Annotated in this window: 11 protein-coding genes; 3 read left to right on the top strand and 8 right to left on the bottom strand. The window is 70.9% G+C overall.

Translation table 11 applies throughout. From position 1 onward, the window contains the following. The first annotated feature begins 27 nt into the window (after positions 1 to 27). From cydB to EX20_RS01930, 3 genes are all read left to right on the top strand, one after another. Positions 28 to 1,164 (top strand): cytochrome d ubiquinol oxidase subunit II, encoded by a 1,137-nt coding sequence (gene cydB, locus EX20_RS01940; RefSeq protein WP_011886081.1) that lies wholly within the window; start codon positions 28 to 30, stop codon positions 1,162 to 1,164. A gap of 54 nt (positions 1,165 to 1,218) precedes the next feature. Continuing rightward, positions 1,219 to 1,341, top strand: a complete 123-nt coding sequence (gene cydX / locus EX20_RS30100; RefSeq protein WP_014723679.1) for a cytochrome bd-I oxidase subunit CydX — start codon at positions 1,219 to 1,221, stop codon at positions 1,339 to 1,341. Between the two features lie 563 nt (positions 1,342 to 1,904). Next, positions 1,905 to 4,412 carry a family 20 glycosylhydrolase gene (locus tag EX20_RS01930; protein WP_034192552.1) on the top strand — a complete coding sequence of 836 codons (2,508 nt, stop codon included), beginning with the start codon at positions 1,905 to 1,907 and terminating at the stop codon, positions 4,410 to 4,412. A 182-nt stretch (positions 4,413 to 4,594) separates the two neighbouring features. On the opposite strand, the gene nagE is transcribed toward EX20_RS01930, so the two are convergent. The 8 genes from nagE to imuA form a co-directional block, all read right to left on the bottom strand. Continuing rightward, positions 4,595 to 6,370, bottom strand: a complete 1,776-nt coding sequence (gene nagE, locus EX20_RS01925) for an N-acetylglucosamine-specific PTS transporter subunit IIBC (protein WP_034192551.1) — start codon at positions 6,368 to 6,370, stop codon at positions 4,595 to 4,597. Positions 6,371 to 6,458: 88 nt separating this feature from the next. Further along, the gene (ptsP, locus tag EX20_RS01920) at positions 6,459 to 9,071 is read right to left on the bottom strand and encodes a phosphoenolpyruvate--protein phosphotransferase (RefSeq protein ID WP_034192550.1); all 2,613 of its coding nucleotides are present in this window, start codon (positions 9,069 to 9,071) and stop codon (positions 6,459 to 6,461) included. Positions 9,072 to 9,086: 15 nt separating this feature from the next. Then, a complete protein-coding gene (locus tag EX20_RS01915) occupies positions 9,087 to 10,094 on the bottom strand; it encodes an SIS domain-containing protein (protein ID WP_014723683.1) in 1,008 nt (335 codons plus the stop codon). Beyond that, positions 10,087 to 11,190, bottom strand: coding sequence for an N-acetylglucosamine-6-phosphate deacetylase (gene nagA / locus EX20_RS01910; RefSeq protein ID WP_011886086.1), 1,104 nt, complete (start codon positions 11,188 to 11,190; stop codon positions 10,087 to 10,089). Before nagA ends, EX20_RS01915 begins: the two co-directional genes overlap by 8 nt. Before the next feature lie 134 nt (positions 11,191 to 11,324). Continuing rightward, positions 11,325 to 12,059 (bottom strand): GntR family transcriptional regulator, encoded by a 735-nt coding sequence (locus tag EX20_RS01905; RefSeq protein ID WP_034192549.1) that lies wholly within the window; start codon positions 12,057 to 12,059, stop codon positions 11,325 to 11,327. A 394-nt stretch (positions 12,060 to 12,453) separates the two neighbouring features. Beyond that, positions 12,454 to 15,669, bottom strand: coding sequence for an error-prone DNA polymerase (locus tag EX20_RS01900; protein WP_011886088.1), 3,216 nt, complete (start codon positions 15,667 to 15,669; stop codon positions 12,454 to 12,456). A 6-nt stretch (positions 15,670 to 15,675) separates the two neighbouring features. Then, complete coding sequence (locus tag EX20_RS01895; protein ID WP_034192548.1) at positions 15,676 to 17,163, bottom strand: Y-family DNA polymerase; 1,488 nt, start codon at positions 17,161 to 17,163, stop codon at positions 15,676 to 15,678. Then, positions 17,096 to 17,803 (bottom strand): translesion DNA synthesis-associated protein ImuA, encoded by a 708-nt coding sequence (gene imuA / locus EX20_RS01890; protein WP_011886090.1) that lies wholly within the window; start codon positions 17,801 to 17,803, stop codon positions 17,096 to 17,098. The genes EX20_RS01895 and imuA overlap by 68 nt, the downstream gene beginning before the upstream one ends. Positions 17,804 to 17,992: the final 189 nt, after the last annotated feature.

Raw genomic sequence — 17,992 nt, 5'->3', positions numbered from 1 at the left:
GCCCTCGCAACGGAACAAGGAATCGCTATGGACTACGCAACTCTCAAGCTGATCTGGTGGCTGCTCGTCGGCGTGCTGCTGGTCGGCTTCGCCGTCACGGACGGCTTCGACATGGGCGCAACCGCGCTGCTGCCGTTCCTCGGCAAGACCGACGACGAACGCCGCATCATCGTCAACACGGTCGGCGCGACGTGGGAAGGCAACCAGGTGTGGCTGATCACGGCAGGCGGCGCGATGTTCGCAGCCTGGCCGCTCGTCTACGCCGCATCGTTCTCCGGCTTCTACTTCGCGATGCTGCTCGTGCTGTTCGCGCTGTTCTTCCGGCCGGTCGGCTTCGACTACCGCAGCAAGCGGCCCGATCCGCGCTGGCGCGCGGGCTGGGACTGGGCGCTGTTCGTCGGCGGCTTCGTCCCGGCGCTGGTGTTCGGCGTCGCGTTCGGCAACCTGCTGCAAGGCGTGCCGTTCCAGTTCGACACCGACCTGCGCGTCACTTACTACGGCGGCTTCTGGGCGCTGCTGAACCCGTTCGCGCTGCTCTGCGGGCTGGTCAGCCTCACGATGCTCGTCGCGCACGGCGCCGCATTCATCAAGATGAAGACGGACGGCGCGATCGCGCGCCGCGCGTCGGTCGCACTGCGCGTGTCGTCGTTCCTCGCCGTCGTGCTGTTCGTGCTGGCCGGCGTGCTGGTCGCGTCGTACATCGGCGGCTTCCACATCACCCACGCCGCGCCGACCGACACGGTCGCGAACCCGCTGTTGAAGGACGTCGCCGCCGGCTCGGGCCTGTGGCTGTCGAACTACCACGAATTCCCGTGGATGATCGCTGCGCCCGTCGTCGGCATCGCGGGCGGCCTGCTTGCGCTGCTGCTCGCCGGCTCGAAGCAGGAAAAGACCGCGTTCTTCTGCACCGGCCTGATGATCGCCGGCGTGATCATGACGGCGGGCTTCTCGATGTTCCCGTTCATCATGCCGTCGTCGCTCGACCCGCGCAGCAGCCTGACCGTCTGGGATTCGACGTCGAGCCACAAGACGCTGCAGGTGATGCTGATCGCGGTGATCGTGTTCCTGCCGATCGTCCTGCTCTACACGGGCTGGGTGTATCGCGTGATGCGCGGCAAGGTCACGCATCAGGCGCTCGAAGAGAACAAGCACTCGATGTATTGAACTCGGCCGGGGGCGCACGGCGCCCTCGTCCACCGTTTCGCAAGGAGTCGGACCATGTGGTATTTCAGCTGGATTCTCGGTATGGGCGTCGCGCTGTCGTTCGGCATCGTCAACGCGATGTGGCTCGAAGCGCGGCAGAAGCCGCAGGAAGCAGCGGTGCGTACGCGCCGCGACTGACCCGCGGCCGGCGGCAGATCGCTGCGCCGCCGTCGTCCGGAAAGAACCTCGCCTCGCGCGAGGTTTTTTTTCGTCCGCAGGCGGCGCGTATGCCGGTGGCGCCGATGCCAATTTAGCGCCAGATTGATACCACTTGAATACCAATCAAAGGTTTCATAAGATCGTTGGACACGGCCGCCGCAAGGCCGGATCCATCTGGTGGGGCAGACATGCGCATCCCGTGTCAGGCGCGCGCACGCGCGCCGTTTCGCCGGCCGCACGCCGCGGCTGATCGCCGTGCAGCGGCGTATCACGTGGCCGGCCTGGCGCAGCGCGGCCACGACCCCCGCGTCGACTCCGCCGCGGCCGCTCTCCCTCGATGAACACGCCGTCACGCGCCGGCCGCCCCGATCGGCACGCGCGCCCGCCTCCCGTTCCGTAATGCACGCGCGTCGCGTGCCGAACCCGCGTGGGGCGATCCGCTCGCACCGCGCGTCGATGTCCCCGCAGCTCCGTTGAAAGACCCGATCGCAGCGACGTCATCCGACGCCGCCGCGGCGCCACCCTTTTTCTCAGGAGTTCCAATGAAACGCCCGTTGCCCTTCCTGTTTGCCGGCGTGCTGATCGCGGCGCTGCTGCCGTCCGCAAGCCGCGCCGAACCCGTGCCGGCCGGCGCCGGCTCGGTGGCCGCCTCGGTGGTCGTGCCGGCCGCCGGCATCGCGCGGCCCGCCATGCAGCCGGCCGACCTCGCTGCGTTGCTGTCGAACGGCCTCGCGCTGCGCGTCGCCGTCGACAACAACCATGCGGCGGCGGCCGGCGTGCCGTGCGCCGATCTCGGCGCCGACGGCGCCGCCTGCGCGACCGGCCGCCTGTTCCTGCAGAACCGCGGCCACCAGCCGATCGCCGACGGCGGCTGGAAGCTCTATCTGCACAGCATCCGACGGCTGCTGCGTATCGATCGTCCGGGCTTCGCGTTGCGGCGGCTCACGGGCGACCTGTACGAGCTGACGCCGCAGCCGGGCTCGCTGCGGCTCGCGCCCGGCGAGCGCATCGCGTTGCCGTTCGTCGCCGAATACTGGCTGCGACGCTACAGCGACGTGATACCGCGCCCGTATGTGGTGGTCGACGGCGCGCCGCCGGCGGTGCTGCGCTACAACGATACCGACGACGAACTGCGCTACGTCGAATCGCTGCCGGCCGATGCGCAGAACAGCTCGACCGGCAATGCGCCGCCGGTGGCCGCGCGGCCGGACGCGAGCCGCGCGCTGCCGAGCGTGAAGCGCGAGCAGCGGCTGCCCGGCGCGCTCGAGCTGCGCGGCGTCGAGCTGGTGCTGCCCGAGTTGCCCGATGCGCAGGTCGCGGCGCTGCGCGAACGCGCGGCGACGCTCGGGCTGGACGGCGCCCGCGCGCGCGTGCGCGGCGTGGTCGCGCCGCGCCGGCTGCCGGCCGACATCGCGACGCCGGGCGGCTACCGGCTCGCGATCGGGCCGCGCGGCGTGCTCGTCGAAGGCTACGATCGCGCCGGCCTCTACTACGGCGTGCAGACGCTGTTCTCGCTCGCGCCGGCCGGCGGCGGCCCGGTTCCGGCACTGCTCGTCGAGGACGCGCCGCGCTTCACGCATCGCGGCATGCACGTCGATCTCGCGCGCAACTTCAAGCATCCGGCGACGCTGCGCCGCCTGATCGACCAGATGAGCGCGTACAAGCTCAACCGGCTGCACCTGCACCTGTCCGACGACGAAGGCTGGCGCATCGAGATCCCCGGGCTGCCCGAGCTGACCGACATCGGCGCGCGCCGCTGTCACGATCCGTCCGAGACGCGTTGCCTGCTGCCGCAGCTCGGCTCCGGTCCGGACAACCGCTCGGGCGGCGGCTATCTGACGCGCGCCGACTACGTCGCGCTGGTGCGCTACGCGGCCGACCGCTTCGTCGAGGTGATTCCCGAAATCGACATGCCGGCCCACGCGCGCGCGGCCGTCGTGTCGATGGAAGCGCGCTACCGGCGCCTGCATGCGGCCGGCCGCGACCAGGAGGCGAACGCGTATCGGCTGCTCGACCCGCAGGACACGTCGAACCTGACCACGGTGCAGTTCTACGATCGACGCAGCGATCTGAACCCGTGCGTGCCGGGCGCGCTGAACTTCGCGTCGAAGGTGATCCGCGAGATCGCGGCGATGCACGCGGACGCGCAGGCGCCGCTGCGGATCTGGCATTTCGGCGGCGACGAAGCGAAGAACATCCTGCTCGGCGGCGGCTTCCAGCCGCTGAACGGCACCGATCCGAACAAGGGGCGCATCGACCTCGCCGCACAGGACAAGCCGTGGGCGCGCTCGCCCGCGTGCGCGGCGCTGCTGCAGGGTGGCGAGATCCGCTCGATCGACGAGCTGCCGACGCGCTTCGCGAAACAGGTCAGCGCGGCGGTCGACGCGAACGGGATCGACACGATGGCCGCGTGGCAGGACGGCATCAAGCACGCAAACGGGCCGCGCGATTTCAGCACGCGCCACGTGATGGTGTCGCTGTGGGACACGATCTTCTGGGGCGCGGCGGACAGCGCGCGCGACCTCAGCAACGCCGGCTATCTGACCGTGCTCGCGCTGCCCGACTACCTGTACTTCGACTTCCCGTACACGCTGAATCCGCGCGAGCGCGGCTATTACTGGGGATCGCAGGCAACCGACGAGTACAAGGTGTTCTCGCTCGCGCCCGAGAACCTGCCGCAGAACGCCGAGGTGATGGGCGATCGCGACGGCAACGCGTTCGAGGCGACCGGCACGGGCCCCGCGCCGCGCATCGAGGGCATCCAGGGGCAGGCATGGGGCGAGGTGATGCGCAACGACACATTCCTCGAGTACATGGTGTATCCGCGGCTGCTCGCACTCGCCGAACGCGCGTGGCATCGCGCCGACTGGGAGCTGCCCTATGCGGCCGGCGTGCGCTACAAGCGCGGCGACACGCATCACGTCGACACCGCGGCACTCCAGCGAGACTGGGCCGGCTTCGCGACGCTGGTCGTCCAGCGCGAGCTGCCGAAGCTCGACCGCGCGGGGATCGGTTATCGCAAGCCGAGCTTCACGGTGACGAACCCGTAAGGGGCGCACAGTTGCACGGGGTGGGCGAGGCGCGAGGCGGATCGGAGCACCGGCACTGAACACTGAGCAGTGGCACCGCCCCCAAGTAAAAACGGCTTGCGCCCCATCGGTCGCAAGCCGTTTTCGTACTGGGGCCGGCAGCCGGCCCGCTGCGGCAACGCAGACGGACCGGCAGCGTCGCGTCAGGCCGGTTGCGCGGCCGCGCCGCCCCCGGTCGACGGCAGGCGTGCGCCGAGCTGCTGCGCATAGCGCGCGGCCGCATTGCCGCAGACGATGTGGAACGTGTCCGGCGACACCCATGCGGCGTCGAGCGTGCCGAGCCGTTCGCGATCGACGGCCGATGCGTCGCGCACGACCACGCGCAGCCGCGTGGTCGCGATCGCGTCGAGCGCTGCGACGTTGGTCGCGCCGCCGAACACCGCGAGCCAGCGCAGCGGATCGGGATCGAGCGGCCCGGCCGCCGCGCCCGTGACCGCTTGCGCCGTCGATTGCGCGGCCGCGGCCGGCGCTGCGGCTGCGGCCCCGGCCGCACCGCTCCCGATCACCGCCCGCATCTCGTCGGCGATGATGTCGGCCTCCGGCCCGATGATCACCTGCACGCTGTTGCCGCCGCGCTTGAGCACGCCGCGCGCGCCGATCGCCTTGAGCTCCGGCTCCGACACCTTGTCCGGATCGACGACACTCAGGCGCAGACGCGTCGTGCAGGCGTCGACGACCGTCAGGTTGCCCGCACCGCCGAGCGCAGCGATGTAGCGCTGCGCGCGCGGGGCGGCCGCAGCCGCGCCGCCGGCCGGTGCGACGAAGCCGCCCGACGCGTACGATTCGGCCGCCGCATCTGCGCTGGCCGGCTCGCGGCCGGGCGTCGCCATGTTGAACTTGCGGATGAAGAAGCGGAACAGCCCGTAGTACGCGACGCCGTACGCGATGCCGAGCGGAATCGCGATCCAGCCCTTCGTCGACAGCCCGTAGTTCAGCACGTAGTCGATCGCGCCGGCCGAGAACGTGAAGCCGAGCTTCACGCCGAGGATCTGGCAGATCGCGAGCGACAGCCCGGTCAGCACCGCGTGGATCACGTACAGCACCGGCGCGAGGAACATGAAGCTGAACTCGATCGGCTCGGTCACGCCGGTCAGGAACGACGTGAGCGCCATCGAGAACAGCAGGCCGCCGACCATCGCGCGGCGCTCCTTCGGCGCTTCGTGCAGCATCGCGAGACACGCGGCCGGCAGGCCGAACATCATGATCGGGAAGAAGCCGGCCATGAAGGTGCCCGCGGTCGGATCGCCCGCGAAGAAGCGGTGCAGGTCGCCGTGCACGATCTCGCCGCCGGCCGGCGGCGTGAAGTTGCCGAACACGAACCACGCGAGCGAGTTGATGATGTGGTGCAGGCCCGTGACGAGCAGCAAGCGGTTCAGGAAGCCGAACACGAACGCGCCGATCGCACCCGCGGTCGTCAGCCATTGCCCGGCCGCGTCGATCGCATGCTGGATCGGCTGCCACACATAGCCGAACACGATGCCGAGCACCACGCACGCGAGCCCCGTGATGATCGGCACGAAGCGCTTGCCGCCGAAGAAGGCGAGGTAGTCGGGCAACTTGATGTCCTTGTAGCGGTTGTACAGCAAGCCCGCCACCACGCCCGCGATGATCCCGGACAGCACGCCCATGTTCAGCTTGGGATCGATGTCCTTCATGATCGCGGTTTCGATCAGATAGCCGATCGCGCCCGCGAGCGCCGCGACGCCGTTGTTGTCCTTCGCGAAGCCGACCGCCACGCCGATCGCGAACAGCAGCGGCAGGTTGTCGAAGATCGCCCCGCCGGCGTCGGCGATCATCTTGATGTTGAACACGTCCGGCTGGCCGAGGCGCAGCAGGATGCCGGCGACCGGCAACACCGCGATCGGCAGCATCAGGGCGCGGCCCAGCCCCTGTATCTTCAGAAACGGATTCCCGTCCATTCAGTCCTCCAGTCCATTGTCTCGTCGTGAAGCGTCGTTGACCTAATTGCTTTCGTGGTGATACGGGACGCGCGCCCGCCGTCGACGTTCAGTCGAGCGGCCAGACCTCGCGGCTTGCTGCCCTTACCGCCTGTGCCGAGTCGAGTGCGAGCAGATCCTGCGCACGCTGGCGACACAGCTGGTAATCGAGACGGCGCACGCGCGCCTTGATGCCCGGCACCGCCACCGGGTCGACCGACAGCTCGGTCACCCCGAGGCCGACGAGGATCGGCACCGCGAGCGGATCGCCGCCGAGCGCGCCGCACACGCCGACCCACTTGCCATGCTTCGCCGCACCGCGCACCGCGATGTCGATCAGGCGCAGCACGGCCGGATGCAGGCCGTCGGACTGCGCGGCGAGGTCGGCCTGGCAGCGGTCCATCGCGAGCGTGTACTGCGTGAGGTCGTTGGTGCCGATCGACAGGAAATCCGCGTGCCGTGCGAGTTGATCGGCAAGCAGCGCCGCCGACGGCACCTCGATCATCACGCCGACCTCGATCGGCTCGGTGCGGCCCTGCGCCCGCGCGAATTCGTCGATGCGCGCGCGCAGCCGCACGAGTTCGCCCGCGTCGGTGACCATCGGCAGCAGGATGCGCACCGCACCGAACGGCTTCACCGCGAGCAGACCCTGCAGCTGATCGTCGAGCAGATCGGGGCGCACCTGCGCGAGCCGGATGCCGCGCAGGCCGAGCGCCGGATTCGGCTCCGGCGGCAGCGTCAGATAGTCGACTTCCTTGTCCGCGCCGACGTCGAGCGTGCGGATGATCGCGGTGCGGCCCTGCAGCGCGTCGACGATCGACTGGTAGCTCTGCCGGTGCTCGACGACGCTCGGCGCGGTTTGACGATGGATGAACATCAGCTCGGTGCGCAGCAGCCCGATCGAATCGGCGCCGTTGTCGAGCGCGGTGTTCGCGTCGTCGAGCGTCGCGATGTTCGCGGCGACTTCGATCGCGCGGCCGTCGGCCGTCGCGGCGGCTTCGCGCGCATGTTGGCGGTTCGCTTCGCGCACGCCGTCGAGGCGCTCGCGTTCGTGGCGCGCACGCTCGACGTCGACCGCGCTCGGCGCATGTTCGAGCCGGCCCACGCTCGCGTCCACGACGACCTGCGTGCCGTCCGGAATCGCGTACAGCGCATCGCCGACCGCGACGAGCGCCGGGATGCCGAGCTGGCGCGCGATGATCGCCGCATGCGAGGTCGCGCCGCCGCGCGCCATCACGAGCGCGGTCACGCGTTCGCGATCGAGCGACGACAGGTCCGACGGCGTGAACTCCTCGGCGGCGAGCACGGCCTCGTCGGGCAGCGCGCGCGTCGCGCCGCTCGTGTGACCGAGCGCGCGCAGCACGCGCTTCTCGATGTCGCGCAGATCGGCCGCGCGCTCGGCGAGCAGCGCGTCGTCGAGCCGCGACAGCGTGTCGATCTGCGCGCGGATCGTCGCGCGCCACGCGAAGCCGGCGCTCTTGCCGAGGCTGATCTGGTCGCGCGCCGCGTCGACCAGCGTCGGGTCCTCCAGCAGCACGCGATGCACCGCGAAAATGCCGGCCTCGCCCACCGCGCCGCGCGCGGACGCGTTGCGCACCGTTTCGCCGAGCTCGGCGTCGACCGCCTTCAGCGCCTCATCGAGGCGGCGGCTTTCCGACGCGGGCGTGCCGCTCGCCTGTTCGGGCGGCACGATGTCGGCATCGTCGAGCCGCACCAGCGTGCCGACCGCGATGCCGGGCGCCGCACATACGCCCGCGAGCGTGTTCGGATCGAGGGGCGCGCCGGCGCGCGCCGCGCCGTCGTCGTGCCGCAGCGTCGGCGGCGCCGGCGAGCGCAGCCGTGCCGGCGTCTCTTCCACTTCGCCGTGCGCTTCGCGCAGCAGCTCGCGCGCGACCGCGTCGACGGCCTGCTGCGCATGCGCGCCGCGGCCGATCAGCTCGACCGTCGCGCCTTCGCCGGCGCCGAGGCCGAGCAGGCCCACGACGCTCGCGATCGACGCGTGGCGGCCGTCGAACTGCACGTCGACCGTCGCGTCGAAACCGCGCACGGACTCGCGCGCCCGCGCGGCCGGGCGCGCATGCAGGCCGCCCGGCTGCGTGAGCACGATCTGGCGGCGCACTTCGTGCGCCGAAGTCGCGGTCGCCGTCGCATGAGCGGCCTGCGTGGCCTGCCCGGCCGCTGCGCCGTTGGCGCGCAGCGTCAGCAGCGGCGTCTCGCCGGCCGTCGCGAAGCCGCTGGCGCGCTCGACGACGTCGAATGCATCCGAGTTCGCGATCGCGATCACCGACACGAGCGAATGCGCGCTGCGTGCGACCACGTCCTGATCGAACTCGATCAGCAGGTCGCCCGGCGCGACGTGCGCGCCGTCCTCGACGCGTGCGGTGAAGCCCTGCCCGTTCAGCTCGACGGTGTCGATGCCGATGTGCAGCAGCACTTGCGCGCCTTGCGGCGTCGTGATCGTCACCGCATGGCCGGTACGCGCCAGATGCGACACGACGCCCGCGCACGGCGCGACGAGCCGGCCCGCGAGCGGGTCGATGCCGATGCCGTCGCCGAACATCCCGCCGGCAAACACCGGATCGGGCACATCGGCCAGCGCGACGATCGGCCCGCTCAGCGGGGCGAGCAGGACGATCTGATCTTGGGCGGAACTCTTCAACTGGGACTCCTCGGCGCGTCTCATCGGCTGTCTCGGCTATCAGTGCGTTTCGGTGACTTTGTTCAGGTGACGCGGCGTGTCGGGATTGCGACCGCGCGCGACGGCGAGCTCGGCCGCCATCACGTAGAACGACAGAATGGCGGCGATCGGATCGAGCGCCGCATGGGCGGACTGCGCGAGCGGCAGGTTCGCGCCCGGCGTGCCGGCGGGCGCAGCGAGCAGCACCGCCGCACCGCGTGCGCGCATGTCCTGCGCGAGCTGCAGCAGCCCGGCCTGCTCCGGCCCCGGCGGCGCGAACACGAGCAGCGGATAGTCGCGCTCGATCAGCTCCATCGGGCCGTGCCGGACTTCGGCGCTCGAAAATGCCTCGGCCTGGATGCCCGAGGTTTCCTTCAGCTTCAGCGCGGCTTCCTGCGCGATCGCGAGGCCAAGGCCGCGGCCGATCACGATCATCCGCTCGATGCCCGAAAGCGCGGCCACCGCCGCCGACCAGTCGAGCCGGCCCGCTTGCGCGAGCACGTCGGGCAGGCCGCGCAACGCGGTGACCAGCGCGGCGTCGCGCTGCCAGAACGCGACGATCTGCGCGGACAGCGACAGCATCGCGATATAGCTCTTGGTCGCGGCGACCGACAGCTCGGGGCCGGCCAGCAGCGGCAACTGGTGCTCGCACGCATCGGCGAGCGGCGACGGCAGCACGTTGACGGCAGCGACGGTCCGCGCGCCGGCTTCGCGCAGCGCGGCCATCGTGTTGACGAGATCGGGGCTCTGGCCCGACTGGGAAAACGCGAGCGCGAGCTGGTCGTGCACCTTCAGCGGCGCCTGCTGCAAGGTCGCGACCGACATCGGCAGCGACGCGACCGGCACGCCGAGGCGGCTCATCGTCAGGCTCGCGAAATAGCTGGCGGCGTGATCCGAGCTGCCGCGCGCGACCGTCAGCGCGACGGCCGGCGGGTGATCGAGCAGCTGGCCGGCGAGCGCCTCGACGCGCGCGGTATCGGCGAGCTGCGCGGCGACGACCTGGGCGGCCTCGCGTGCTTCCTTAAGCATATTCGACAATCGATTCTCCTTCGACGTAGGTCGCGGTGAGGTTCAGGTCGCGATCGAATACCGCGAGGTCGGCCCATGCGCCGCGCTCGAGGCGGCCGCGATCCGCGATGCCGAGGTAGTCGGCCGCGTAGCGCGACATGCGGTTCGACACGTCGGCGATCGGCAGGCCGAGCGACACGAGGTTGCGCAGCGCCTGATCCATCGTCAGCGTGCTGCCCGCGAGCGTGCCGTCGGCGAGCCGCACGCCGCCGAGGCACTTGGTCACGTGCTGGCTGCCGAGCCGGTATTCGCCGTCGGGCATGCCGGTGGCCGACGTGCTGTCGGTCACCACGTACAGGCGCGGGATCGCGCGCAGCGCCGCGCGGATCGCGCCGGGATGCACGTGCAGCAGGTCGGGGATGATTTCCGCGTACTCGGCATGCGCGAGCGCCGCGCCGACGAGGCCGGGGTTGCGGTGATGCAGCGGCGACATCGCGTTGAACAGATGCGTGAAGCCGCACGCGCCGTGCTTGAGCGCGGTGACCGCGTCGTCGTACGTCGCGAGCGAGTGGCCGAGCTGCACGCGCACGCCGCGCGCGGCCATCTCGCCGATGATCTCGATGTGGCCGGCGATCTCCGGGGCGAGCGTGACCACGCGAATCGGCGCGATCGACAGGTATTTCAGCACTTCGTCGAGCACGGCCGACACGGCCGCGTCCGGTTGCGCGCCGAGCTTGCCGGGGTTGATGTACGGCCCTTCGAGATGCACGCCGAGCACGCGTGCGCCGCCCGGCGTGCGCGCGCGCGCGGCGGTGCCGAGGTTCGCGACGACTTCCATCAGCTCGTCGCGCGGCGCGGTCATCGTGGTGGCGAGCAGGCTCGTCGTGCCGAACTGCGCGTGGGTGCGCGCGATCGTCTCGATCGCGTCGCCGCCTTCCATCACGTCGGCGCCGCCGCCGCCGTGCACGTGCAGATCGATGAAGCCGGGCAGGATGTACGGCGCGTCGTTGTTGGCCGGGTCGGCGGGCGTGCCGTCGACCATCGTGATGCGGCCGTTCTCGCTGTCGAGCGAGCCGTGAATCCAGCCGTCGGGGGTGAGGATGTTGCCAGTCAGCATGACGTTTCTCTTGATGATCCGGTGACGCGGAGCGCCGCGTCGCGATGTGCCAGTTCGTTGGGATGCATTGCGCGCGATTGCGTTCCGTTGCGTTGCATTGCGTTCCAGTCGTGTGGCGCGCGCAGTCTCGCGCGTCAGCGTTTCAGTTCGGCGACGAAGTCGTAATAGTCGTCGCGGCAATACGATTCGGTCACTTCGAGCGCGCGCTGATCGGCGCCATAGCCGATCCGCCTGATCACCAGCAGCGCCGCGCCCGGCTTCACGCCCATCCATTTCGCGATCTCGTGCGTCGCGTTGGCCGCGCGAAAGTGCTGCAGCGCGCGCACGACGCTCGACCCGTGCGCCGCCAGATAGTCGTACAGCGATGCGCCGAGCGCCTGCGGATCGGGCAGCACCGCGGCCGGCAGCGTCGAGTGCTCGACGGCCATCACGGTGCCGTCCGCGCGGCGCAGCCGCTCGAGCCGCGCAACCGTCGCGCCCGGCGCGAGCCCCAGATGCGCGATTTCGTCGCGACTCGCGACGCGCAGCGTGCGCGCGAGCCACACCGAATCGGGGATGAAGCCGCGCTGCCGCATCTTCTCGGTGAAGCCGACGAGCCGCGACAGCGGATCGGCGACGCGCGGCGTGATGAAGCTGCCCGCCCCGCGCACCCGCCGGATCAGCCCCTGCTCGACCAGCAGCGCGAGCGCGCGGCGCGCCGTGATGCGCGATACGCCGACCGTGTCCGACAGCAGCCGCTCCGACGGCAGCGCCTCGCCCGCGCGCCACGCGCCAGCGTGGATCGCGCTCGCCAGATTGCGGGCGAGCTGCAGATACAGCGGCGTGTCGTCGAGGGGATCGGGCGCCAGTTCGGAGCAGCCGGTTTCCATATGCCTCCGCGGGTCGGACGACGGCCGTCGAGCCGTCGAAAGTGAACGCATTATATAACCACCATAATACCAGTCAACGAACTGGTATTAGACGTGTGGAAATCGCGGGAAGCCTTGTCCGACAAGCGGTTTAGTCGCAAGAAGTCCTTTGTTTACAAGGCGATGCTGGATAGGGATTTACCCGGAGTGGTATGCAAAGGGACGGGTTGCAGCCTCGCTTCGGCGTGCGCAACGAGGCAGAAACGATACCGGAATAGAACCAGTTAGGGCCACTGGTATGCATGCGACCGAGCGAGGTGCGGGTGAGCCGGGATGACCGGTGTATGGATGAGCGTTTCGCGGTGAGCGGTGAGCGGTGAGCGGCAATCGACACGCCCCGCCCTCTGTCGCGCCCTCAGTGAAATTCCCGGCTCGACGTGCGCAGGCCGCCGAGCAGCGGCGTCAGATCCTCGAAATGCTGCGCGACGAGGTGCCTCACGTCGCTGACGACCTGCCACACGCCCGACGCAGCGAGCAGCCGCGAGTCGAGCGTTTCGCGCCGCTGCCGGGCGAGCAGCTCGGGCCGCACGATCACGTTCACGCAGCCCGTTTCGTCTTCGAGCGTCATGAACATCACGCCCTTCGCGGTGCCCGGCATCTGCCGCGCGATCACGAGCCCGCACGCGCGCGCGAGCCGGCCGTCGGGACGGTCGCGCAGCTCGGCCGCGGACGACAGCCGCTGCGCGCGCAACGCGGGCCGCAGCAGCGCGACCGGATGGCGGTTCAGCGTCAGGCCGATGGTGTGATAGTCGGCGAGGATGTCGTCGGCTTCGGACGGCGCGCCGAGCGCCGGCTGCTCCGTTTCGTCGATCGGCGCGGCGGCGAGCAGGTCGCGCTCGGGCGCCGCGGCGACGGCCTGCCACAATGCGTCGCGGCGATGGCCGGCGAGCGCCGCCAGCGCGTTCGCGGCGGCGAGCGCCTCGAGATCGCGCCGCTCGAGCTGCGCGCGGCGCGCGAGCGCGTCGACGCTGTCGAACGGGCCGGCCGCGCGCGCGGCCTCGATGCGCCGCGCGGCCGCCTCGCCGAGCCCGCGCACGAGCGCCAGGCCGAGCCGCACCGCCGGCTGGCCGTGTGGCGGCGGCTGACCGGGCAGCGCTTCGAGCGACGTCTCCCAGCCGCTTTGCGTGACGTCGGCCGGCAGCACCTGCACGCCGTGGCGCTTCGCGTCCTGCACGAGCTGCGCGGGCGCATAGAAACCCATCGGCTGGCTGTTCAGCAGCGCCGCGACGAAGATCGCGGGCTCGTGGCACTTGAGCCAGCTGCTCGCATACGCGAGTTTCGCGAAGCTGGCCGCGTGGCTTTCGGGGAAGCCGTATTCGCCGAAGCCCTTGATCTGCTCGAAGATCTGCTCGGCGAATTCACGGGTGTAATTACGCGCGAGCATCCCTTCGACGATCTTGTCGTGATACTTCTCGAGATTGCCCTTGCGCTTCCACGCGGCCATCGCGCGCCGCAGCTCGTCGGCCTCGCCCGGCGTGAAGCCCGCCGCGACGATCGCGATCTGCATCACCTGCTCCTGGAAGATCGGCACGCCGAGGGTGCGCTCGAGCACCTCCTTGAGCGCGTCGCTCGGATAGGTGACCTTGCCTTGCTCCTCGCCGGACATGATCCGGCGCCGCTTCAGGTACGGATGCACGGCGCCGCCCTGGATCGGCCCCGGCCGCACGATCGACACCTGGACGACGAGGTCGTAGTAGTTGCGCGGCTTCAGCCGCGGCAGCATCGACATCTGCGCGCGCGACTCGATCTGGAACACGCCCACCGTATCGGCCCGGCAGATCATGTCGTAGGTCGCCTCGTCGTCCTGCGGGACGTGCTTCATCGTGAACGGCTCGCCGTCCGGCTGCGGGCCGCGCCACGCGGTGCGCAGGTCGAAGGCGCGATGCAGCGCCGACAGCATGCCGAGCGCGAGCACGTCGACCTTCATCAGGCCGAGCGCTTCGAGATCGTCCTTGTCCCACTGGATCACGCGCCGTCCGTCCATCGCCGCGTTCTCGACCGGCACGAGCCGCGTGAGCTTGCCGCGGCTGATCACGAAGCCGCCCGAGTGCTGCGACAGGTGGCGCGGAAAGTTCAGCAGCCGCGCGGCGAGCGTGGCCCACGTGGCGATCAGCGGCGTGGCCGGATCGAGCCCAGTCGACGCGAACTGCTTCAGCAGATCGCGGCTGCCGTCGAACCAGCGGTGCGCCTTCGCGACGCGGTCGACCAGCATCGGATCGACGCCGAGCGCCTTGCCGGTTTCGCGCAGCACGCCGCGCGGGCGGTAGGTCGAGACGGCGGCGGCGATCGCCGCGCGATCCTTGCCGTACTTCCGGTAGATGTGCTGAATCACCTCTTCGCGGCGCTGGTGCTCGAAGTCGACGTCGATGTCGGGCGGCTCGCCGCGCTTCTCGCTGATGAAGCGCTCGAACAGCATCGTGCTCTGATCGGGATCGACCTCGGTGATGCCGAGGCAATAGCAGACGACCGAATTCGCAGCCGAGCCGCGGCCCTGGCACAGGATGTTCCGGCTGCGCGCGAATTTGACGATGTCGTAGACGGTCAGGAAGAACGGCTCGTAGCTCAGCTTCGCGATCAGGTCGAGCTCATGGCGGATCAGCTTCGCGACCTTCTCCGGCACCCCGCGCGGATAACGCGCGCGCGCGCCGGCGAGGGTTTCCTGTTCCAGATAGCGCGTCGGCGTGAGCCCCGCCGGCACGATCTCGTCGGGATACTCGTAGCGCAGCGAGCCGAGCTCGAAATCGCACGCGTCGAGAATCTCGCAGGTTTGCGCTATCTCGTCCGGCGAGTACAGCTGCCCGATGCGCTGCCGCGACCGCAGGTGCTGCTCGGCATTCGGCGCCAGCGCGTAGCCGCACTCGGCCACCGGCATGCCGACGCGGATCGCCGTCATCACGTCCTGCAACGGCTTGCACGAGCGCCGGTGCATCGTCACGTCGCCGAGCGCGACGACGGGCACGCCGCGCCGCTCGCCGGCCGCGCGGATCTCCTCGCGCTGCGCGCCGTCGAGCGCGCGCTGCAACTGCACGAGCCCGAGCCGCGCGCGCTCGCCGAAGGTCGCGCGAAACCATGCGACCTGCGCATCGAGCACGTCGGCGCGCACCGGATACACGGGCACGAGGATCGCGAAACAGTCGGGCATGCCGCGCAGGTGCGCGAACGCCGCAGGCGGCGCCGACAGCATCCGCGACGTCAGCGTGTAGGTGCCCTTCGGCGCCGCCATGCGCCGCCAGGAAATCAGCTCGGCAAGATTGCCGTAGCCCTCGCGGTTCTGCGCGAGCAGCACGAGCCCGAAGGCGCCGGGCCCCGGATCGTGGCCCGGCGCGACCTCATCGGGCGTGACGGCGAAATACGCGCCGACGACGAGCGGCAGCCCTTGCGCCTGCGCGGCGACATGCATGCGCGGCGCGCCGGCCAGCGAGCATTCGTCGGTGATCGCGAGGCCGCGATAGCCGAGCTCCGCCGCGCGCGCGACGAGCTCCTCCGCATGCGACGCGCCATGCAGGAACGAGAAGTTCGAGCGGCAGAACAACTCCGCGTAGTCGGGCAGCCAGGTGATTTGCGCGGCCATCGTCGCTCACCCGAACAGGCCGTGCAGGAACCAGCGCGGCTCGGCCGCGCTTTCGGAACGCTCGAGGAACACCCAGTAGCACGCACCCGCTTCGTCCTGCGCGACGTGGTAGTCGCGCGCCACGTGCTGCCCGTCGAACCAGCCGCCTTCGATCCGCTCGGCCGACGACATCATCCTGAGCGGCGTATGGAATACCGGCCGCTCGCCGCGCATCAGCAGCGGCAACGGCTCGGCCAGCAGCCATGCGGGACGCGGCGGCGCGTCGGGCGGCCCGGCCGCGGCCTTGCCCGCCTGCGCGTCGAGCGGCAGCCAGCGGTTGGCGGCCTCCGGACGGTGATCGGCGACGCGCGCCGCGCGCAGCACGTTGTCCGCGCCGAGCCGCGCCGACAGCAGCTCGAACAGCCGCGCGCGCGTCTCGCGCGTGCCGCCCGGCTCCGGAAACAGATCGTCGGCCGGCGGCGCGACCGATTCGACGCGCGTGGCCTTCAGCCGCACCGCGATCACCGCGGCCGGCAGCTCGACGCGCGCGAGCCGCTCGCCGAGCAGCCGCATGAAGTGCGCTTCGTCGCGCACGGGCGCGGCGAACGCGAGCTCCAGCGCGGTCGGCGGCACGGCCTGGCGGCCGCGCTCGTGCTCGAGATCGAACGTCATCGCAGCGAGCGACAGCTGGCGCGCGGCCAGCCAGCCGCAGAGCTGCACCACGAGCCGCTGCGCGGCGAACAGCACGGCTTGCGCGTATTCGACGCGCTCCGGCAGCTCGAGCCGCACGTCGAAGACGGGCGGCACCGTCATCCATGCGAGCGGCTCGAGCGCATCGCCGTACGCGCGATCGAGCGCCGCGAGCAGCGCGGGCCCGCAGCGGCGCTGCAGCCCGGCGCGCGGCAGCGCGCGCAGATCGGCGAGCGTGCGGCAGCCGAGCCCGTCGAGCCAGCCCGCATACGGACGCGCATCCGGCAGCAGCACGCACGGCAACCGATCGAGCGTGCGGCCGAGCGAAGCCGGTCGCGCCACGCGGCGCCGCACCCGCGCACGCGCCGACGTGCGCGCGAGCAGCCACGCGCCGCGCCCGGTCGGCGCGGCCGACAGGTGCGCCGCATAGCCGAGCGCCGCGAGCGTCGCGCGCACCTGGCGGCACAGCGACGGCAAGCCGCCGAACAGCCGCAGGCTCGGGCCGACGTCGACGATCAGCGTCGCTTCGTCGTCGAGCGCGACGCACGGCGAGAAGCGCAGCAACGCGAGCGCGACGGCGCGCAGCGCGTCGGCCTCGCGCGCCGGATCGCGCTCGACGAGCCGCGTGCCGGGCGCGAGCGTCAGCACGCCGCCGCGCTTCATGCCCGCGCGCACGCCGTGCCGGCGCGCGGGCGCGTCGGCAATCAGCACGACGCCCTGCTCGAGCACCGCGCAGCCGGCCGCGCCGGCTTCTGCGTCAGACGGCGGCGGGGCGCACACGTCGAGCGGCAGGCGCGGCAGATGGATGCCGAGCAAGACGCGCATAGCGGCTCTCCACGATGGGCGACGGCAATTCGAGCGCGAGCGGTTCGCTGCGCGCGGGCCCGCGACGCTTGACGATGTCGAGCGACACGCCGCCCGGCACCGGATGCAGCGCGACGCGCAGCACGGCCGGCGACGGCTGCCGCACGGCCGACAGCGCGCGCAGCATCACGAACAGCGTGTCGCCGGTGCGCGCGGCCGCCAGATGCAGGCGCCGCAGTGCATCGGGCCGCGCGTCCTGCCACAGCAGCAGCGCTCCGCAGCAGCCCGTCTTGAGCGCCTGCTCGGCGGCCCACAACGCGTCGGTACGGCTGCCCGCGCGCAGCCACAGCAGCGCATCGGACGGCACGCCGAGGGCGGCCAGCGCGCTCGCATGCGGCGCATGGGGCGGCGCGACCAGCGCGAGCGGACGCCGCGCGCTGACCGACTGCGCGAGCGCGGGCGCGAGCAGGCGCATCTCGCCGCAGCCCGGCTGCGCGGCCAGCAGCTCGACGAGTGCGCCGACCGGCCAGCCGCCGCCCGGCAGCTCGGCGGACAGCGACGCGAAGCCCGTGTCGATCGTGCGCGGGCCGCCGCGCGCGAGCTGCGAACCGCGCCACAGCGACGGATGAAGGGATTCGGGAGAAATGGAGGATGCGAGCATGACGCCACCCACAACTGTATGGATATACAGTATATGGCAATGCGCCCGCGTCGCACAGTCTCGGCACGAAACCGGCCTTTCGTCAGATGAACGTGCCCGTGGCCGCACGCGCCGCCAGCGGCCACGGGCCAGCGCCCGCCCCAATGAAAAAGGGCCTGCGCGCGGCAGGCCCTTCGGGTCGGCAATCGG

The organism is Burkholderia sp. WP42, from assembly GCF_000745665.1.
Taxonomy (GTDB): Bacteria; Pseudomonadota; Gammaproteobacteria; order Burkholderiales; family Burkholderiaceae; genus Burkholderia; species Burkholderia vietnamiensis.
This window is presented reverse-complemented; position numbering and strand designations above follow the sequence as displayed.

Coding starts and splice junctions, on each gene's coding strand:
- cydB (WP_011886081.1), top strand. CDS start 28: ATGGACTACGCAACTCTCAAGCTGATCTGGTGGCTGCTCGTCGGCGTG.
- cydX (WP_014723679.1), top strand. CDS start 1,219: ATGTGGTATTTCAGCTGGATTCTCGGTATGGGCGTCGCGCTGTCGTTC.
- EX20_RS01930 (WP_034192552.1), top strand. CDS start 1,905: ATGAAACGCCCGTTGCCCTTCCTGTTTGCCGGCGTGCTGATCGCGGCG.
- nagE (WP_034192551.1), bottom strand. CDS start 6,370: ATGGACGGGAATCCGTTTCTGAAGATACAGGGGCTGGGCCGCGCCCTG.
- ptsP (WP_034192550.1), bottom strand. CDS start 9,071: ATGAGACGCGCCGAGGAGTCCCAGTTGAAGAGTTCCGCCCAAGATCAG.
- EX20_RS01915 (WP_014723683.1), bottom strand. CDS start 10,094: ATGCTTAAGGAAGCACGCGAGGCCGCCCAGGTCGTCGCCGCGCAGCTC.
- nagA (WP_011886086.1), bottom strand. CDS start 11,190: ATGCTGACTGGCAACATCCTCACCCCCGACGGCTGGATTCACGGCTCG.
- EX20_RS01905 (WP_034192549.1), bottom strand. CDS start 12,059: ATGGAAACCGGCTGCTCCGAACTGGCGCCCGATCCCCTCGACGACACG.
- EX20_RS01900 (WP_011886088.1), bottom strand. CDS start 15,669: ATGGCCGCGCAAATCACCTGGCTGCCCGACTACGCGGAGTTGTTCTGC.
- EX20_RS01895 (WP_034192548.1), bottom strand. CDS start 17,163: ATGCGCGTCTTGCTCGGCATCCATCTGCCGCGCCTGCCGCTCGACGTG.
- imuA (WP_011886090.1), bottom strand. CDS start 17,803: ATGCTCGCATCCTCCATTTCTCCCGAATCCCTTCATCCGTCGCTGTGG.